The organism is Paraburkholderia dipogonis, assembly GCF_046027395.1.
In the GTDB taxonomy this organism is placed as follows: Bacteria; Pseudomonadota; Gammaproteobacteria; order Burkholderiales; family Burkholderiaceae; genus Paraburkholderia; species Paraburkholderia dipogonis_A.
Genome location: NZ_JAQQEG010000024.1, coordinates 13,128 through 31,881, shown reverse-complemented (window position 1 = coordinate 31,881; position 18,754 = coordinate 13,128). Strand labels below are relative to the sequence as shown.

The window sequence follows — 18,754 nt, the reverse complement described above, 5'->3', positions numbered from 1 at the left end:
TCACCTTTGGCAATTTGTCCGCTATTGCGCCGGGGCAAACGTCACGCCGACGTCGCAATCGGGTCGCTCGACAAAAACCGGCTAACTGCCTCCAGCCTTGATTCCCCGAGACCCGACGAGTGATCGCACTCCGGACATTGCAGTTCGAAGCGGTGATCCACTTGCGACAGTTCCGGCTCACCTTCCTCGCATTTTGGACACCGCAGCGGCAGGGCGACATGGCCGTCTGCCGCAGTGCCGATCGCCTTTAATTCGTCGCCCGTCAACCGGCGGGCTTCGACCAGCGAGCAAAGCAGACTCGCGATCGCCGGATCGATACCTTGCTGACCGCGCAGGACGGCGACTTCTTTCGTGAGCGCGTCCACTTCGTCGGATTGCTCGCGCAACTGAGCGTCGAGCCGGTCGCCGCGCGCCTTGGCCGCGGCGATTTGCTGAATAAACTCAAATTCTTTGCGGCTCGCGTCGCGCACCCCGGACTGGTAAGTGCCCGCCATGCTGCGCAGGGAATCGAGCTCGACCAGCATCGGCTTGACACGCCGCTCAGCTTCGGCGACGGCGTCCTTGATCTGCTGCGCATAGTGTTCGGTACTTTGGCGCAATTCGACGTGCAATGCGTCGATCCGGTCCCGCAGCGCCGCATTAGTCGCGAGTTCGTTGTCGAGGCGTTGACGAAGCGCTTCATTTTCGTGATCGAGTCGGCGCACCGTCGCCTGTAAGCCTTCCTGGTGAGCATTCCCGTGTGTGGTCGCGTTCGACAACTCGGCTTCGAGCGCGCGAACACGTTCCCAGGCGGCCTCCGCTCGCAATTCGCTGCGCTTGATCGCGTCTTCCGATGCTTGCTGGCGAATTTCCGCTTCTCGAGCGCGTTGGTCGGCGGCGGTGATTTGCGCGCGAATTTCCTCGCGCTCGTCGTCGAGCGTTGTGTGTGCATGAGCGACGGCTTCTTCGAAAAGTGCGCCCAGCAATTCGCCGGCACGGTCTTCGAGTGCTTTGGGGATAGCACCGGCGCCAACTTTCACGCGCGACACATTTCGGATGCGCTCCCAGAAGTGGTCAATATCTTTTGGAATGTCGCTCGCGCTGCCGGTCTGGGTCAGATCACGAACGGCGGCCATGGAGGGCCGGATTCCCAGATCAAAAAACAGACGCTTGCATGCGTGCAGCGAAAGTTCTTGTCGCCGTGCCCCATTGGCTCGCAGCGCTTCAAGCTCGTTTCGAATGGATTGCCGTTCCTGATCCAGATTCATGTATACCTCGATGTCGCTCGAATTGGATGAATCATAACAATTTACGTACTGTTTGCTACGTATTTGTTGGACTGGAACACGGATTAGCGAAAAGGCGTGTTTTGCTGCCAGACGTGGGGCGGCGGATTTGTGCTAGCTGGTTTTTTCCGTGAAACAAAACGAAGAATAGCCAATAAGGTCTTGTAAAGAAAGCGCTTTTAAAGGTTTTACAGCGATCGCGCACTGTTTCACGAACGCTTCATGATGGCTACTTTGGTTGGAAGGCTTTGTCCGAAGGACACGCGGGGAAATGCTAGAGAGTAATAAAAGTAAACACCTTTGAACCCATGTTAAAAACGTTAACGCCACGGCAAAGCCTTATCTGGCAAGGGTTCCAGCCCGGTAAGGTGAAGCTTTGCGGGAGAGGTGGTGAGGTCTTGCGGGACTGTCGAGTGATGAGGTTCGGGGGCCTCGGTGAGCGGGTCCGGGACAGAACGTGAGCGGGTTCAGGAGCCACCTCAAAAGTGCGGTATGACCAAAGGTGAGATTTTGCAGGACCTGAACGCCGGGGATCGCCCGGCAGCGCTCGAAAGTCTGTCCGACGCCCGACCGGGGCGAAGGTGAGCGCTTTCGGGATGTGTTCGTCCGCCCAATTTCGGCCTTATTTTGAGCTCGTTAACCTCATTGGTGAGTCAAGTCGGGAGAAAACGCGAACCGAAGGTGAGATTTTACGGGGAAGGGGTGGCATTTTTGCCTCATTTCTGTGCATTCCGGTGCCTAAGGTGAGAGTTTTCGGGAGCGAGGCCGGGTTTCGGGCTGAATGTCGGGGCGACGCTGATGAGTTGGTCGATCGCCTCGTGTCAAAGGTGAGGAAATTCGGGAGATCGGATTTTGTCGCATGTACCGTCCGCGAAATGCCCCGGTTTGGCTCAAAGGTGAGGTTTTTCAGGAGTCGTTTGGGTGCGTGGTGACCGCCAAGGTGAGGAAATACGGGACCAGAATAGCTTCCATCGCCCGGAAAAGCCCTACTGACGCTGCCGAAGGGGTTTGCGTTTTACGGTCGCGGAAATCGAACGGTGAGATTTTTCAGGGCCGTGACGACCGCGATCAAAAATGCCAGATTTCACCTAAATCGGCTTTGAGGTGAGGTTTTTCGGGAGTGTTCGCGGACGGTGCCGCTAAAGTGCAATCTATAAGTTGCTGAAATCATTGAATATTTTTGTTGGATTTCGCAAAGGTGAGGTTTTTCGGGGGCTCTTTTTTAGGCGGTTGGAAACCCTCAGATGGCTCTATGGTGAGGTTTTTCGGGACCGTTTTTCCGTGCTTTTGGAGTTCAACACGTCTGAAGGCCGCGTCGTTTCAAGCACGCCGCTAACATTAAGGTGAGGTTTTTCGGGAGGTCTGGGGAGGGTTGGGCCGAACCCATCAAGTCAGGACGGCCTGCGCAAGCACTGTCGATAACCTTTGCACAACTGCTAGTTGCATCGATGCGCGAAGCTCTGGCGGTGCCGATCTGGACCGGGTGTACGGTTGGAAAGCTTGCGACTGCGGTGGAGAGATTGCCCGTGGGGCTGCTGCATTGCCTCTATGCGTGACTGCGTGCGGGGGCGGTCTCAAGAACGCGGGCGGCCGGCTTGTAGCTGTGCTTGGCGTGCTCTCCGCACGGGTGCAACGCGCATGCGCAGACGTTGCTCATTGAGGTGGCGTCGATTCGACCACTCGCATGATTCGACCACTCGCATGTCAGCGACCCACGTTTTTGCGCCGACGCAGCCCTCCCCTACCGGCCAAATATTGCTCGAAGCTTGTGCACCGATTTGGTCGACCGCCAGCGCACCCGGTCCGCGGGCGCATCCGTCAAAATTCTCGCAATATTTTTTGAGGTGAGAAGATTCGGGATCCGGTGGCTTCGGTTCGCGCCTGCCGCGGAAATGGTCCGTATTTGCCAGGCCCGCGACCTGCAAGGATGGCCCGAACCTGGCGCGAAACGGTTGAGGTGAGGGTTTTCGGGAGTTGTTCGAGGTGAGTTGCGTCTCGTAAACTCGCTTCACCCGCAACGGTGAGATGCACGCTATAGACGCGTATCACCGCAGCCGGTATGCTCTCGCCAAATCCCTCCTCGACCAGACGCATGGCCACGAAGCGCGCGAAGAAGACCGACGTTGTCAGCCCGAGCTCGGCCGAATTGCGCAAAGCCGTCGAGGCGATCGCGATCCAGCCCAAAAGCGGCAAAATCACGCTCCTTACCCGCAAGCTGTTCAACGTGCTCCTCGCCGTGGCCCAGCAAGCGGACGAATCCGGCGACACGTATCGGGCCTTGCTGTCCGATATCGTCGCGAACTCCGCGTTTGATTCCAACGACACTGCGCTCGTCAAGGAGCACTTGCGGCGCATGGTGTCGGTGCAGGTCGAATGGAGCACCGGCACGTCCAGTCAGAAGCCGGGCCGGAAATGGGGTATTTCGACGCTGATTGCCGACGCGGAAATTCTCGAAGACCCCACCACGCGCCGTGTCTGGGTGGAATTCTCGTTTGCGCCGAAGATCAAGAAGAAACTGCTCGATCCGGTTCAGTACGCCCGCCTGAGTCTCCAGTTCCAGAGCCAGTTGCGCAGCAGCGCGGGTCTCGCACTGTACGAGATCTGCGTGCGCTACCTGACCAACCCGAGCCATCTGACGATGCGCGAGACGTGGGAATGGTGGCGCCCTATCCTCTCCGGTACGCCGGACACGGAAGCGGGCGATGAAGCGAAGCGCGAGTACAAATACTTCAAACGCGATTACTTGCGCCCGGCCATCGCCGAGGTCAACGCCGTTACGAACATCTTCGTCGAACTGATCGAGCACCGGGAAGGGCGACGGGTCGCCGAGATCCAGTTCCGGGTGACTGAACGCAAGCAGCCGATGCTCGCGCTCGACGAACATCCGAACGTGTTCGACAGCACGTTGGTCGACCGGATGGTGAAGATCGGCATCCCGCTGAAAGAAGCGCAAACGCTCTACGCCGACAGCGAAGAAAATCGCATTCGCGCCGCGCTGCAGATGACCGAGCAACGCATGCGCAGCACGTCGTTGCCGCCGGTGCGCAGCGCGCCCGCATTGTTCAAGGACGCGTTGAAGAAAGGTTACGCGCCGCCGGTCGAAGCGCTGCCGTCGGGTGGTGGCGGCAAGGCTGCGGTTGCCGCGCCAGCCGACGACCTCAAGGCACGCCTGCTCGGCGAGTACTCGGCGTATCGCCGCAAGGAAGCGCGCGAGTTGTACGACGAACAAGGTGAGTCCGAGCGGGAGATCGCGCGGCAGTCGTTTGAAGAAGATGAATTGCCGGGACTCGGCACGCACATGCGCGACGACTGGCGCCGTCGCGGGCTGGATTCGAAGATTGTCGAAACGGCATTCTTCGACTGGCTGGCTCGCAAGACCTGGGGCGAGCCTACTGACGGTGATCTGCTTGCCTTCACGCTGAGCCAATCGCGCGCTGCGTAATCATCTAGCGGGGCGAGGCGGAGTCGCTGCCGCCCTGCCCCACCTCCTTGCCAGCCTTGCTTACTTCAACATCTTTTCAATCTGCCGAAGGATGTCGTCGCGCTTTTCACGCGTGAGCCCCTTCAGGCGCAGTTCGATTCGATCTTCCCCGTATGATTTGAGATCGCCGACCGACACTCCGTCGAGTTTGATTTCCAGACGTTGCGCGTAGCGTTGCCGGCCCGCTGGTTTGGTGCTTTCCTGGGCGCTCGCCCTTCCCTTGACGATGTCCGCGACCTGCCGCGTACTCAGATCGTCCGAGAGGATTTTGTTGATCAGACGCAGCGTTGCATCGGCGCCGCGGGCAGTGTGATAACGACCCACCTGATACGCCATGTTCGAGCCGAAGCGGTCTGGTCGCGCGACCATCTCATGCATGACGACCTCAGGCAATTTGGCGATCGACAAGGCGACCGCAACGGTCGACTCATCTAACCCAAGGTGTTCGGCAAGTTCCTTCTGACTCTGAAAATGCCGGTCGTCGAGAAAGCGTTTCCATACGACCGCGTTGTCGAACACCGTCTGCGAATCGCGTTGGACGTTGAGGTCGTAGCCGAGCTTGTAGCTCTGGATGCCGATCGGCAGATCGATGACGATCGCCTTGACCGTTTCCTTGTTCGCTTCTTTCAGGGCCCGCACGCGTCGTCCGCCATCGCTGACGTAGTAGGTGCCGGGATTGTCGTAATCCGGGATGACGTGAATCGCCTGCTGCTGTCCCTGCTTTGCCAGATTGACAGCGAGCTCGGCAATCGACGACTTCAGATAGAAATGCCGAGGGTTGAACGGGCTCGGCTTGATCGTCTTAAGCGCCAGCTCGATGACTTGACCCGGCCGGTAGCCGTGCTCGTTGCGCCACGTACGGTAGGCCGCCGATTCATTGGCTGCGTCAATGGCGTCGACTTCGGCAACGCTTTGCGATGGCAGGATGGGCGCGAGGGTACGGCCCGCCGCCTCGCTACTCTTCGGGTCATTCTTGACGAGGCCGTCGATAGCATTCAGGCGATCGAGCGCGGTTCGCTTTTCGCTGCTGGTCGAATCAGGACGTGCTTGAAAGCCTTTGGCGAATTGGGAGGGTTTCATTCAGGGTCCTTTATGCGCATAAATTTCACGGGAGCAAGGCGGCGATCTCATTCGCGCATGCCCGTACTTCGATGGCGGCCAGCTTGGCGCCGCGATCATTCATCTGAAGCACTGTTTGCCCTAACGCCATGGCCTGCTTGTAGGCCTCACGAGTCGGGATCTGTGTCTTGAGCAGCGGGAACCCGAGCTCTTCCAACGCGCGCTTCAGTTCGCGCGTCAGCATCCGTTTTTCTTCGGTCTTATTGAGCAGGAAGACCGCACGCAGGTCTTCGTTCATGACCTGAGCCTGCTGGACAAGCTTCACCAATCCAATACTCGACCAGTAGTCGGCGGGCGATGACGATGTCGGGATCACCGCGACGCTCGCAGCGAGAAGGACGACGCCCGAGACTTTCTCGGTGATAGAAGGCGGGCAGTCGACGACGATGATGTCGTAGTCAGACACGAACTTCTTGATCTCGCGGTGGATCTGGCTGCCTGCTTCGGAGAGGTTGACGACTGGAAAGGGGATGCCGGTGTCGCCGTCTGATGATGCACTGGCCCAATGGATCAGCGTGTTTTGACCGTCTGCGTCTACGACGAGGACGCGTTTGCCTTTCTCATGAAATGCAGCGCCGAGGTGCATCGCGATTGTGCTCTTCCCGACCCCGCCCTTCTGCTGAGTTACCGCGATGATTTCCGCTGCCAATCTTCACCTCCTCTTTTTAGACGCAGATGGATTCTACCTGGATGAATTTGAATTTCAATCGTTTTTGTGTAAACACTAGAAGGATTAGCCGTTCGGGATAGGTTTATGCGCATAAAGGACGGCGCGCGGTGATGGGGACGCTGTTGGGGTTGAGAGAGGGTGCGGGGGCGATGTGTCGGGGAGCGGTTGGTCGATGATGCCGCGCTCTAATGGCAGCGAGTGGCTGCGGATTGATGGCCGCTTGGACGCTCAGAGCGCTCAAGCGGATTGGCCGGCATGCGCCAATTCGAATGCGTTCGCGCCGTGTTCGGATCGCTGTATTTTTCAGCAGGGCGTTGTCGGCAACGTGACATGCGCTGGCGGCGAGCGCGTGATAACGCGCCGGAACTGGCTGCGAGATTTATGCGCATAAAGTCCCCGCAACAGGCCATCCTGCGCTGATTCTTCGTCGGAGCGAGCCGGCCAGTAGTTCGCGGCGACAGGCGACAGGCGATCGGCGCTTCGAGCTGAGAGCTGAGAGCTGAGAGCTGAGAGCTGAGAGCTGAGAGCTGAGAGCTGAGAGCTGAGAGCTGAGAGCTGAGAGCTGAGAGCTTCGAGCCGGGAGCCGGGAGCCGGGAGCCGGGAGCCGGGAGCCGGGAGCCGGGAGCCGGGAGCCGGGAGCCGGGAGCCGAGAGCCCGAGAGCCCGAGAGCCCGAGAGCCCGAGAGCCCGAGAGCCCGAGAGCCCGAGAGCCCGAGAGCCCGAGAGCGGGGGACCCGGGGAGCATGGCCAGCGATTACATCCACGAGCACGGAGGACGCGCGTACACAGCGTGCGTAGGGTCGAGTTCGCTGCGCTTCAATGATCTGGCTATCGCGGAAAGTGGGTCGCACGGTTTATGCGCATAAACCGCGAAATCAAACCGTTGCAAACACAGGCGCCGTTCAACACCTAGCCGCCGCTTAGCCAAGTCCTTTGCCTACCAGTCGCTGAAGTTCATGGATCGCAGGCGCTTCATCTTTTGGAAGCCCGCCAGGTCGCGTTCACGCAGCGCCGGACAGGTGATCCACAAATAGCTGGCATGGCCTGCCGAGCCCGAATCATTCCGCAGACGCTCAATGATTTCGGGTGTGAAGCGAACAGAAAAAAACTTCATCGACGCGAAAGCCTAAGCCGAAAGCGGTAATCACGCGCGTCACGCGATTACGGAACGCCTCCGCTCTCCGTATCTACATCCGCATCCACGGCCCGTAGCGCAACCCCGCAACCACAAAAATCTCTGCAGCAACGCGTCGCCCAGCCATCTCCCCACCCGCTAAAATCCCACCAACTATCGTCGCGCACACGCATTCCGGAACCACCCACACCAGTCCAAAACCCATGATCACGATCTACCACAACCCCCGCTGCTCAAAATCGCGCGCCGCATGCGAGCTAATCACCAGCACCTACAACGGCGCAAGCGAAGCAATAGAAATCGTCGAATACCTGAAGCATCCGCTCACGGTCGAACAACTCAAGCAACTGAACGCACAACTAGGCTGCACTGTCCGCGAGATGATTCGCGACAACGAAGCCGAATACAAGGAACTGCAACTCGCCGACACTACCTTGACTGACTCTCAGTTATACGAAGCATTGGCGAAACATCCGATCCTTCTGCAACGGCCGATCGTCGTGCGAAACGGGCGAGCCGTAATCGGCCGCCCGCCGGAAAACGTCGCCGCACTTTTCGCCTGAATGACGCAGGAAGGCTCTCAAATCGAAGCCGAGTATATGAAGCTAAGCCTGCAGACTAGACCTTGCTACCAGGCAACGCCGCATCCTTGGTAACGATCTTCGTCGGGATGATACGCAGCTCACTGAAGGTGTCTGCGATACGCTGCTGTTCTGCAAGCACATTCGCATCGACGGGTTTGTAGACGTGCGCGTAGTGCCGCAAGCCCGCTTCGATCACGCCGGCGTCGAGCCCCTGAATCGGCGCGAGTTGCGCGGCAGCCTCGCTGTAGTGCTCCCGAACCCACGCGCCTTCTTTGCCCACTTCGTCCATCGTAATCGCGAGCACATCGGCGTTCTGTTGCGCGAACGACCGCGCGCTCAGGAAGAACTGGTGATGGCTGACGATGCCGTCGGCATCCGCGAGCAAGCGCGCGTTCGACTGCCGCTTCGCCGCTTCGAGGAACGGATCCCAAATTGCCCACGCATCGATCGCACCGCGTTCGAAGGCCGCGCGCGCATCGGCTGGCGCCAGAAAGACCGGCTGAATCTCGCTGTACTTCACGCCGCTCTTCTGCAGCGCGGCGACCAGGAACCAGTGGACATCCGAACCCTTGTTGAAGGCGATCTTCTTGCCCTTCAGATCGGCCAGCGTTTTGATCGGCGCATCCTGATGCACGAGGATGCCTTCGGCATGCGGCGTCGGGATCTCATAGGCAACGTAGACGAAGTTCGCGCCGGCGGCCTGCGCGAACACGGGCGGTGCCTCGCCGACATAGCCGAAGTCGATGGCGCCGACATTCAGTCCTTCCAGTAACTGCGGCCCCGCAGGAAACTCGGTCCATTTGACGGTGATGCCGAGCGGCGCGAGCCGTTTTTCGAGCGTACCGTGCGCCTTCAGCAACACCAGCGTATTGGCGGCTTTCTGATAGCCGATGCGGAATTCCTTGGCGTGCGCCTCGGCGGCAAAAGCGGACGCGGAGATGACGGGCAGCGTGGCGGCGGCGAGCGTTGCGCCCACGCCGGCAATGAACGCGCGGCGCGTGAGCAGCGGATGACGTGACATAAGAGGGCTCGTAAAAAAGACGGACGCAAAACGGACCGATTGGCTCTGACGATAATTCGTCTGCAAGCCTGGACGAACCGATAAATTCGCATAAGCAAATCACGCGAATGAAACGAAGCAGGACGGCCTGCGCTTTGCCTGCCTAACTGCGTCGAATCTGAAGCCGCCGCTACAATTCGTCATCCGCGCCCGGCCGCGGCTGCGTCATTCGACAAAAAAGGAACAGCGTGCATCTGACGACAACACTCGCGCCGTGGTCATCCCACGACACCCAACTCATTCTGTCGTGCGTGCTCGGGCTCGCACTGATCATCGTTTTCATCAGCGTGCTGAAACTCGCGCCGTTCCTGTCGATTCTGGTCGGCACGTTCGCCGCGGGTTTTTCAGCCGGCCTGCCGCTCGAAGCCGTCGCGAGTGCATTCAGTAAAGGCGCCGGCGCTTTGCTCGGCGACGTCGGCATCATCATTGCGCTCGGCGCCATGCTCGGTGCGCTCATGGCCGAATCCGGCGCCGCCGACCGGCTCGTCTCGACCATTCTCAAACACTCCACGCCTCGCACGCTGCCGTGGATGATGGCAGTCGTCGCGCTGATCATCGGCTTGCCGCTCTTCTTCGAAGTCGGCCTCGTGATGATGGTGCCGATCATCTTCGTCATGGCGCGCCGTTCGCAGCAGCCGATCCTGCGCATCGCAATTCCGGCGCTGGCCGGCATGACCACGCTGCACGCACTCCTGCCACCGCATCCGGGTCCGCTGATCGCGGTGAGCGCACTGCATGCCGATCTCGGTCTGACGCTCGGGCTCGGCCTGATCGTCGCGATTCCGGCGGTGATTCTCGCGGGTCCGCTGTATGGCATCTGGTTATCCAAGCGGATGCACGTGGTCGAACCGGAGGAAATGGGCAAGCTCTTCAGCGCCAGGCAAGACACCGGCGAGCCGCCGAGTTTCACGATCTCGCTCATTACGATCCTGTTGCCCGTCGTGTTGATGCTAGGGCGCACCGTCGCCAAACTGCTGCTTCAGCCCGAAACGTTCCTGTTCAACACGTTGAATTTCCTGGGTGAGCCGTTGATCGCGCTCGGCCTCACCGTGTTGTTCGCCGTGGTGGCGCTCGGCTGGTCGCGGGGCATGGCGCGCGAGCGCGTCGGCGGCATTCTGCGCAAGAGTTTGCCGCCGATCGCCGCGCTGCTGCTGACCATCGGCGCCGGCGGCGGTCTCAAGCAGGCGCTCGTGGTGGCCGGCATCAGCTCGACCATCGGCAAGATCGCGATCGGCGCGCACATGCCGCTGATTCTGCTGGCGTGGCTGATCGCCGTTGCGCTGCGCCAGGCGACGGGCTCGGCGACGGTTGCCACCACGACGACGGCCGGCATCGTCGCACCGGTCGTCGCCGGTCTGAGCACGACGCACAATTCGCTGATGGCGCTCGCCATCGGCGCGGGCTCGGTGTTCTTCTGCCACGTGAACGATGCAGGCTTCTGGATGGTCCGCGAGTACTTCGGCCTGCAACTGAAACAGACGGTGCTGGTCTGGTCGGTGTTGCAGACGATCGTGTCCGTCGTCGGCCTCGCGCTCACGCTCGTGTTGTGGACCGTGCTGACGTGACGGTGCGCCAGGCTCTCGCGGCGTTGGCAGGAATTGATGCCCGGCTGTCCATTCCGGGCGGCCGACGCCGCCTACACTGCCTGGCAGGCGAGCTGCGGTCCCGCACCTCGCTTCCCTGAAAACGCGGAGTCACCATGCTTGAACTGAGACCGTCCTGCGAAGGATGCGGCAAGTCACTGCCGCCGAACGCATCCGATGCCATGATCTGCACGTACGAATGCACCTTCTGCGAAGTGTGCGCGCTCACTACGCTGCGCAATGTATGTCCGAATTGTGGCGGCAATTTCCAGCATCGGCCGATTCGCACGCGCGCGCAGCTCGAGAAACATCCGGCCGGCACCACGCCGCATCCCGTTTCGATCGACGAAGCATCGCACGCGCGTTTCTTCGGGCGCTACCAGAACACGCCGCCCGGCGAGCGCTAGACGAAGTGGCGCGCTCACCGCGCGCTTCAATCGTCACTATTCACCGCACCCGGCGTCGCGATTCCACTCAACGTATGCGCTGCCACGCGCAGCAGACGGATCTGTTTGCGATAGTTGCGACAGCCACTGCAGGTCGGCAGATGCAGCCGGATCGCGACCCACTCGCCGGTCGTCAACGAACGGTCGAGCGCGTCGGACAACAAGCGCGTGATGTGCTTACATTTCCCCATTCGCATCCTCGCTGGATAGGCCCTTTTCGCTCAGGCAAGTGCGCAAGCGCAGCCGCGCGCGGTAGATCAGCACGCTGCAATGATTGGCGGTCATCTGCAATTCGGCGCAAATCGCCTCGGTATCGAGATCGAGGAATTCGCGCATCATGAACACGCGTCCGATGTGCTCCGGCAAGTGTTCGAGGCACATCTCGAACAAGGCCCAGAACTGTTGCTGACGCAGCGCGGTTTCCGGCGTCGGCCAGGGGCGCGGCTTGGTTTCGCGCGACCAATGGCCGTTGTCCTTGAACAGCTCGCGATCGAGCAACGCTTCACCGTCGAGTTCGGATTCGAGCGCCGACAGGTTGATCGTGCGTCGCCGGGCTCGCAGGGTGTCGACGAGTTTGTGCCGTAGGATGCCGAACACCCAGGTCTTGTGTTCCGACTGCGCGGCGAATCGATCGGCTTGCGTCCATGCCGCAGCGAGCGCTTCCTGGACGGCATCTTCCGCGGCGGCGGCATCGCGCAATTGCAAACGGGCAAAGCGCACCAGGTCGCGCCGCAATTGCGCCAGATAAACGGGATCGTCGAGCGCCGTGCCGCCTACTTGCGCCATGGACTGCCCCGTTGGCGCGATGCCGTCTGGCGCGCGTTTTTTCCTGGACCGTAGTGATTCATAAGCGGGTGGTTTTCCTCGCACTGTGGCTGAGCGCGTGCGCCATTCTCCCGCGAGCGCCTGCGCAATCGAATCGGTATTGAACATAGGCCCGACCATGAGCGATGACCAGATGAGCTTGGTCGCGCCGTGCGGGCACTTATGACAACGACAATAGATTATTGCGAAAAGTGAAATTGCAGGGGAGCGGCGCTGGCGGTGTATCGCCGGGCGAGCAATACCCACCGCCAATGGGCGCCCGAAACTGCACCGGCTGGCCGGCCGGATTATTTCAGTATTTGAAAAAAAGTCTTATTGTCTTCGCTGTTTGTCGGCGGACCCTCAGTCGATATTCTTCAGTCCATCGATCGCCCCAGATCGCGAACCAAACGCTGAGGAGCAGCACCATGAAACGCATTCTTTCCGCCCTGATCGCTTCCGTCGCCCTGTTTGCAGCCGCTTCCGGCGCCGCCCACGCTGCCGCTCCGTCGCAGTGCAACGGCCCGGCGTCGTACTGCAACGTGTTCTTCGGCAACTGATCGGCTGACGGGCGCGGACCCGTCGACGCGAAAGAGTTTCTCGAAGTCAAAAAAGAAGGGCGCCAGTTCATAGTGGCGCCCTTTGCTTTTGAGCCAGAGATTAGACCGGCTGCGCGATACTGGCGTGAGGTCTTCCGGGCAACCCCGCTACACGCCCAAAATCAAAAGCGGCGAGTGCCCTCCGCCAATAAAAATCCAGAAAAACACGGTCCAAGAGACGCGGCGCATCACAGCAGCGGAAAACAATACCCGGCACTCCGAAGCAACACTCGCGCCCGGCACACAAATGCGTTCAATGTTCACCCTACTAACGTGTTACAGTGGGTCAACAGCTTGCAGTTCTCCTGCGCATCGCGCGCAGTCTCTGACGCAAACGCCTCGCATCACAGCGCCCTGAACTCAACGGGGTCCCTTCCTTCTACGCAGCTCTGCGATGTCGTCGGCCCGGCCTGATTGAAGCGGCCGCTCTGTACGCACATCGTCGATCAACACCACGTTTCGCTGGTACGCCGCGATCCGGCCGGCATTGCGCCCGACGACGACGTCGCGTTCCACGAAAGCCTTCACCGGAGACGAGCATCATGGGTAATACGATCAGAAGCTACCGGGGTCTAGAGATCTATCCGTTGGTGTATCCGCACCAGCCGAGCGGTCTCGATGGCGCCCGCCACTACGATTCGGGCTTCGATGCCGCCGTGCGAATCTGCCGGCGCGGCACCGACGACACGATGACCAGCAGCCGCGTGTTTCGCGTGCCGAGTCGTTCACCGTTCGGCGCGGCCGGTGACGCGCGCATCGCTTCAGCCAGTTACGCGGAGCAGGTCATCGACGGCATGGTTGCCGGCCAGTCGATCGCTGGGCTCTGATGCGCGCGCCAATGGCAAGTCAAGCTTCCAGGCGCTCGCAGGGCGCGAATCTTCCGGCTCTGACGGGCCGCGCGAACTATCAGGTGATGGCGTCTTCCCGCCGTACCTCGAGCGGCACGGTGCCGACACTGAAAGTGATCCGCTTGAGCGACGAGCGGGTGATCTACCCGTTCCAGGGTCACGCCGACATGCCCTTTTTCGAAGACGCCGACGCGGCCCAGCTGTTTGCCGAGACCTACGGCTGGCAACTTGTGGACGGCGACATTGCTGTGCCGGAGTAACGCGGCTAATGCGGAGCGAGACTAACTCGTGACGTAGGCAGCAAGGCATCACAACGCCTCGCCTTCATGGTTTGACGATACCCACCACGAAGCGCCAAACGCAAGGCACAACGCGACGGCCCAAGACAACAGGCGCGCCGCGCTACCGGCGACTAAATCTTCCCGCCGCCATCCATGCCGCTACCGCGGCGCCACACTTCCTTGCCGCGTTCGGACAACTCGCCGCTGCTATGCACGGCGTCCGCTTCCGTACCGTCGACCGCCATCTCGCCGCCCGGCTGTTCCTGCGCCCGCTGCTTTTCTTTCTTGCGAGCAGCGACCGCTTCGTCGTGGGATTTGCCTGCGTAATTCGGACTCATCGCTCGATCCTCCATTAACTAGACTTGCTCACGCGGTACGCGTGATCGGTCATTTATGCCCGTCGCGTCGATTTCTGTCGGAGCAGGACAGGCACAAACGCCTGTTTGCCTCAAAACGTCCTAGACCGAAAGCATGCTTGATTGACAAGGCAAAAGTACCAGTTATCCACAAGGTTATTCAGCGAATCTGTGGATAACTTTGCGGGATGCAAAGTTATCCACTGCACGCCACCCTGTCGTACGTGCCCCAATAGTCGCGCGCCGGTATTTTGGCGCCCGTCGCCGCCGCCCGCCCAGCTTTTGCCTATGATGGACAGTTCGTACTGTTCTGCGCCTCGAGCGCCTCACAACAAGGAAGCGAATCATGGCCCATCACATTGCAGTCGTCGTCGGCAGCTTGCGCCGTGAGTCGTTCAACCGGCAGTTGGCGCAAGCCGTGATCTCACTGGCGCCCTCCGACTTCACCTTCGAATTCATCGACATCGGCTCGTTGCCACTCTACAGCCAGGACTACGACGCCGACTACCCGGAAGCCGGCAAACACCTGAAGCAGCGCATTGAAGCCGCCGATGGGCTGCTGTTCGTCACCCCCGAATACAACCGGTCCATGCCCGGTGTGCTGAAAAACGCGCTCGATTGGGGTTCGCGCCCGTGGGGCACCAATTCATGGGGCGGCAAACCCGGCGCCGTGATCGGCACGTCGCTCGGCGCGACCGGCACGGCGTTGGCGCAACAGCATCTGCGCAATGTGCTGGCGTATCTCGACGTCGCGACGCTCGGTCAACCCGAGGTGTTCATCAAGCACGATGCGGCGGTTATCAACGAAAAAGGCGAGATCCTGAGCGACGGCATACGCAAATTCCTACAGACTTTCGTCGATCGCTACGTCGCGTGGGTCAAGCACCAAACCGCGGCATGACGCAGCAGGTGCGGTAACAGGAGCGGCGGATCAGACGACTGAACGCGGCGACGATGCCGTAACCGCACGGCCCGCCGCCACGAATGCACTCACGCTCAGACGTGGTGATGTCCCGTCACCCGCTCCCAGCCGTGACGCACGGCCAGCTTGAAACGCTCCCACGTGCTGTCCGGCGAGGTGGTTTCCCAATGACGTCGTGCTTCCGGTTCGACGTCGTCCCAAGGCTGGTCGCGATAACGCATGTCCTTACCGATCTCCGCGCCATAGCGATAGGCCGGCACGTAGTCTTCGTAGCGTGCGTTTTCGGAGGCGTACTGCTCGTCATAGTGCGCGCGGAAGTCTTCCTCGTACTCGAGACATTCGTTCGGCATCTGGCCGCCTAAACCGGCGGCCGGCTGACCCGCTTCGGAGACGACTTCGGACGGCTGCATGACCGCGCCCGAACCCGGCACCGAGCCCGCGGCGATCGCGCTACGCCCCACGTCGCCGACTAGCGGATCCGTGACCGGTTCGTTGACCGGATCCATCAGCGGCCGCTCGCTAAGCGGCGGCGGCACGAACGGCTCGGCGTCGGTGCTGCCCGGAGGCACGGTGTACTGCGGATCAGCCATCGTGGCAGGCCGCGTAGTGGCGGCCGCGCTCGACGACGTCGATACGCTCGACGTACGCGGCGCGCCCGGCGTCACCGCGCCGATGCCGAGTTCATCGAGGACGGAATGCTCCCGCCCGGATTCGTCGATTGGCGTGTCCCAGTCGGGCGAGCGCTCGCCGATGTCGGTCGCGCCCAGTCCCGTCAAGGTACTGCGAGCGAGGTCCGCATGGGCTTCGCTCGCCGCATTGACGCACACCAGCACCGCGCCGCGGCGTACGGCCTCGGCGTAGCGCGCTGTTTCCGGCGCACGGGGGCCGCTTGCAAACAGGCTCGACAGAAAGCGTTCAATATTCGCCAGCACGCCCGAACCGGCGACTTCGTCGGTCGCGGAGCCGACGGACGGCTCCGGGGTCGCCTGCAATTCGATCGTCTCGCGTCCAAAACCGGTCTGGACGAGCGTGTCGCGCGCGGCTTCCGCTTGAGCGTAGGTGTCGAATAAACCAATCACGGTGTGTCGCATGGCTGTCTCCCGACGTATTTAGGCAGAACGGACGACGCGCCAACGCGACGCCCTCCTTACCCTAGTACGCCGCAACGATCGTGCCGGGCCCGTGCGACGGGCCTGCGCGCCTGCCGACGCCTACCCACGCGCGGCGGCGACGCAAAAAACCGCGGCATGCCGCCGCCGCGCTTTTACAACCGCCGGTAATGTCAGGCTTGGGCCGACGCCCGCCAGCGCGAGGCTTACTCCGCCGGATGCGCCGCCGGGTCGGCGCCCGTCTGCGTCAGATCGTGCTGGATCGCTTGCAGGAGTTCTTCCAGCAAACCGATATCGAAAGGCTTGGAGAGTACCCGCACATCCACGTGGCGGGCCCGGTCGAGTTCTTCCGCGTAGCCGGTGACGAGAATGACCGGCAGTTTGGTCTTGAATGCGAGCACCGCCTCGGCCAGATCGATGCCGTTCATGGTGCCGGGCATATGGATGTCGGACAGCACCAGATCGAATGGCAGCGGTTCGCCGGTGCGCGCTTGCCGCGCGTGGGCGTCGTCGAACAGGCGCAGCGCGGTGTCGGCGTTGAAGACGCACGTCACCTGGTGGCCCATCATCTGCAGAAGGGCTTCCGTGCCGGCGGCCACTTCCTCGTTGTCTTCGACCAGCAGAATGCGCAGGCCCGGCGGCGCGCCGTTCTCCTCGGCGCCGGTTTCGGGCGGTCCGTCGACCTCCGGCTCAGCTGTGGCGCGTGGCAGATAGAGCCGCACGGAAGTGCCCGCGCCGACCGCGCTGTCGATCGCGGCGAGGCCGCCGGAACGCTCGCAGAACGCGAAAACCTGCGGCAAGCCGAGGCCCGTGCCCATGCCTTTCGGCTTGGTCGTGAACAGCGGTTCGAAGGCGCGCGCGAGCACCTCGGGCGCCATGCCCACGCCGGTATCTTCGAGCGACAGTTGCACGAAGTCGCCCGTCAGCGGAAAGCCGTCTTCGTGCCGGAATTGGATATTGGTGGCGCGCACCGTGAAGCGGCCGCCGTTCGGCATGGCGTCGCGCGCGTTCACCGCAACGTTGATGAGCGCCAGCTCCAGTTCGGCGACGTCGACGCGCATCGGCCAGATCTCGACGCCGATATCGATCACCAGCGACACCTTCGCGCCGAGCGAGGCGCGCAGCAATTCGCGGCACGCCGGCAGCCAGCGTTTGAGCGACAGCGTCTCGTTGCGCAGCGGCTGCTTGCGCGCCACGCCGAGCAATTGCCGTGTGAGCGACTGGCCGCTCTTGAGCGCCCGTTCCATCGCCGACAATTCGCGGTCCAGACCCGTTACGCCGCGCCGCCGCGCGATCTGCACGTTGGCCGAGAGGATCATCAGCAGGTTGTTGAAATCGTGCGCGACGCTGCCGACCAGCGTGCCCAGCGCTTCCATCTTGCGCGACTGGCGATACGCCGATTCGATCGAGCGGCGCATCGACGCTTCGGCCTGCCAGCGCTCCCACGCCTCCTGCTCGGCGCCGAGGCGGCGCAGCGACAACCAGATCACGCACCACAGCGCGATGGACGGCGTGAACATCGACAGGATCAGCACGCCGAGGTGCCGGTACCATGCGGCCCAGATCGCCGAGGCACGGTAGCCGCACACCACGTACACGGGATACGAACCGACGTGGCGGAACGCGAGGATCAGATCTTCGCCGTCGACATTCGAATGCATGCGCACCACGCCAGCCCGGCGTCCCTGCGCGAGCGCTTCGGCGAACGGCGTTTGCGGCGCCATCGCGGTGGGCTCGCGCGGCGTGCGCGGATAGTGCGCGAGGATGGAGCCGTCGGTGCGCACGAGGCTCATGGTCATCGGCGTGCCGCTGTTGTTGCCGCCGAGCAGTTCGCGGTAGAACGCGTCGAAATAGCTCGGCCGCAGCGCGACGGAGACCACGCCGGCGAACGAGCCATCGGCGCTGGCCCGCTTGACGCCCATGTTGAACACCTGTTCGCCGGCCACGTGCCCCGTCATGACCTTCGACACATGCTCGAGATCCTTGCCGTCGCGAATGCCGGTGAAATCCTCGCGCTCGCCGACTGAAATGACTGGCGACGGCAGGTAGCGGCTGCTGGCGAGCAGGGCGCCGTCGCGCCCGAAGATCGATACGGCGGCCACTTGCGGATAGCCGCCGCCCATGACGCGCAGCTTCTCGTGAATGGCGGCTTCGCGGGCGCGAATGCCGTCGTCGTCCAGACCCTCGGTCAGATCGACGATGCGCGCGTCGAGCGTCTCGTTCATGTCGAACACTTTCAGCGCGTGTTCTTCGGCAATCCGGACCGTGCGCAACGTCATGTCGGTGGCGTCGGCCTCGCGCACGCGCAGATTGCTGAGCGCCATGGCCGCGACATACACGCAGGGCAGGACGATCGCCGCGATCAGCAGCGCGATCAAAGTGATGCGCCGCACATAAAAATTCTGTTCCGGCACGGCGGGGAACAAGGCCTCATCCTGCCGATGAGTGGCAAGGCGGCTCGCGGGCGGCGGTTCGAACCGGTCTGGTGTCATT

The 18,754-nt window shown here is 61.6% G+C and carries 18 protein-coding genes; 8 read left to right on the top strand and 10 right to left on the bottom strand.

The features are described from left to right. Positions 1-41 precede the first annotated feature (41 nt). Positions 42-1,247, bottom strand: coding sequence for a DNA-binding protein (locus PQR32_RS24275; RefSeq protein ID WP_408232656.1), 1,206 nt, complete (start codon positions 1,245-1,247; stop codon positions 42-44). A 2,110-nt stretch (positions 1,248-3,357) separates the two neighbouring features. Between PQR32_RS24275 and PQR32_RS24270 the strand changes: the two genes are divergently transcribed. Then, on the top strand, positions 3,358-4,707 hold the full coding sequence (locus PQR32_RS24270; protein ID WP_408232653.1) for a replication initiation protein: 1,350 nt from the start codon (positions 3,358-3,360) through the stop codon (positions 4,705-4,707). A gap of 60 nt (positions 4,708-4,767) precedes the next feature. Here the strand turns inward: PQR32_RS24270 and PQR32_RS24265 are convergent, their stop codons facing one another. From PQR32_RS24265 to PQR32_RS24255, 3 genes are all read right to left on the bottom strand, one after another. Next, the gene (locus PQR32_RS24265) at positions 4,768-5,826 is read right to left on the bottom strand and encodes a ParB/RepB/Spo0J family partition protein (RefSeq protein WP_408232650.1); all 1,059 of its coding nucleotides are present in this window, start codon (positions 5,824-5,826) and stop codon (positions 4,768-4,770) included. A 25-nt stretch (positions 5,827-5,851) separates the two neighbouring features. Further along, positions 5,852-6,514 carry a ParA family partition ATPase gene (gene parA / locus PQR32_RS24260; RefSeq protein WP_012428795.1) on the bottom strand — a complete coding sequence of 221 codons (663 nt, stop codon included), beginning with the start codon at positions 6,512-6,514 and terminating at the stop codon, positions 5,852-5,854. A gap of 957 nt (positions 6,515-7,471) precedes the next feature. Continuing rightward, a complete protein-coding gene (locus PQR32_RS24255; RefSeq protein ID WP_408232648.1) occupies positions 7,472-7,648 on the bottom strand; it encodes a hypothetical protein in 177 nt (58 codons plus the stop codon). A 224-nt stretch (positions 7,649-7,872) separates the two neighbouring features. Between PQR32_RS24255 and arsC the strand changes: the two genes are divergently transcribed. Then, positions 7,873-8,232, top strand: coding sequence for an arsenate reductase (glutaredoxin) (gene arsC, locus PQR32_RS24250; RefSeq protein ID WP_408232645.1), 360 nt, complete (start codon positions 7,873-7,875; stop codon positions 8,230-8,232). 55 nt (positions 8,233-8,287) lie between these two features. Here the strand turns inward: arsC and PQR32_RS24245 are convergent, their stop codons facing one another. Next, complete coding sequence (locus PQR32_RS24245; protein ID WP_408232642.1) at positions 8,288-9,274, bottom strand: sulfonate ABC transporter substrate-binding protein; 987 nt, start codon at positions 9,272-9,274, stop codon at positions 8,288-8,290. Between the two features lie 227 nt (positions 9,275-9,501). On the opposite strand from PQR32_RS24245, the gene PQR32_RS24240 reads away from it, so the two are divergent. Both PQR32_RS24240 and PQR32_RS24235 read left to right on the top strand, forming a co-directional pair. Then, entirely contained in the window at positions 9,502-10,878 is a 1,377-nt protein-coding gene (locus PQR32_RS24240; protein WP_408232639.1) for a GntT/GntP/DsdX family permease, read from the top strand. Positions 10,879-11,012: 134 nt separating this feature from the next. After that, entirely contained in the window at positions 11,013-11,303 is a 291-nt protein-coding gene (locus PQR32_RS24235) for a DUF1272 domain-containing protein (RefSeq protein WP_408232636.1), read from the top strand. 26 nt (positions 11,304-11,329) lie between these two features. Here the strand turns inward: PQR32_RS24235 and PQR32_RS24230 are convergent, their stop codons facing one another. Both PQR32_RS24230 and PQR32_RS24225 read right to left on the bottom strand, forming a co-directional pair. After that, the gene (locus tag PQR32_RS24230) at positions 11,330-11,533 is read right to left on the bottom strand and encodes a zf-HC2 domain-containing protein (RefSeq protein ID WP_408232633.1); all 204 of its coding nucleotides are present in this window, start codon (positions 11,531-11,533) and stop codon (positions 11,330-11,332) included. Continuing rightward, positions 11,520-12,128, bottom strand: coding sequence for an RNA polymerase factor sigma-70 (locus PQR32_RS24225; protein WP_408232630.1), 609 nt, complete (start codon positions 12,126-12,128; stop codon positions 11,520-11,522). Before PQR32_RS24225 ends, PQR32_RS24230 begins: the two co-directional genes overlap by 14 nt. Positions 12,129-12,574: 446 nt before the next feature. Here PQR32_RS24225 and PQR32_RS24220 point away from each other — a divergent pair, with 446 nt between their 5' ends. The 3 genes from PQR32_RS24220 (at position 12,575) to PQR32_RS24210 (ending at position 13,853) form a co-directional block, all read left to right on the top strand. Continuing rightward, the gene (locus PQR32_RS24220) at positions 12,575-12,706 is read left to right on the top strand and encodes a hypothetical protein (protein ID WP_013341997.1); all 132 of its coding nucleotides are present in this window, start codon (positions 12,575-12,577) and stop codon (positions 12,704-12,706) included. Between the two features lie 581 nt (positions 12,707-13,287). After that, positions 13,288-13,572, top strand: a complete 285-nt coding sequence (locus PQR32_RS24215; RefSeq protein ID WP_408232627.1) for a hypothetical protein — start codon at positions 13,288-13,290, stop codon at positions 13,570-13,572. A gap of 11 nt (positions 13,573-13,583) precedes the next feature. Next, a complete protein-coding gene (locus tag PQR32_RS24210) occupies positions 13,584-13,853 on the top strand; it encodes a DUF6723 family protein (protein WP_243658573.1) in 270 nt (89 codons plus the stop codon). A gap of 152 nt (positions 13,854-14,005) precedes the next feature. On the opposite strand, the gene PQR32_RS24205 is transcribed toward PQR32_RS24210, so the two are convergent. Further along, positions 14,006-14,212, bottom strand: a complete 207-nt coding sequence (locus PQR32_RS24205) for a hypothetical protein (protein ID WP_408177584.1) — start codon at positions 14,210-14,212, stop codon at positions 14,006-14,008. A 364-nt stretch (positions 14,213-14,576) separates the two neighbouring features. On the opposite strand from PQR32_RS24205, the gene PQR32_RS24200 reads away from it, so the two are divergent. Continuing rightward, the gene (locus PQR32_RS24200) at positions 14,577-15,131 is read left to right on the top strand and encodes an NADPH-dependent FMN reductase (RefSeq protein WP_408232624.1); all 555 of its coding nucleotides are present in this window, start codon (positions 14,577-14,579) and stop codon (positions 15,129-15,131) included. 95 nt (positions 15,132-15,226) lie between these two features. Here PQR32_RS24200 and PQR32_RS24195 read toward each other — a convergent pair whose 3' ends face one another. Then, entirely contained in the window at positions 15,227-16,243 is a 1,017-nt protein-coding gene (locus PQR32_RS24195; protein ID WP_408232621.1) for a hypothetical protein, read from the bottom strand. Positions 16,244-16,467: 224 nt separating this feature from the next. Beyond that, the gene (locus PQR32_RS24190) at positions 16,468-18,753 is read right to left on the bottom strand and encodes a hybrid sensor histidine kinase/response regulator family protein (protein ID WP_408232618.1); all 2,286 of its coding nucleotides are present in this window, start codon (positions 18,751-18,753) and stop codon (positions 16,468-16,470) included. Position 18,754: the final 1 nt, after the last annotated feature.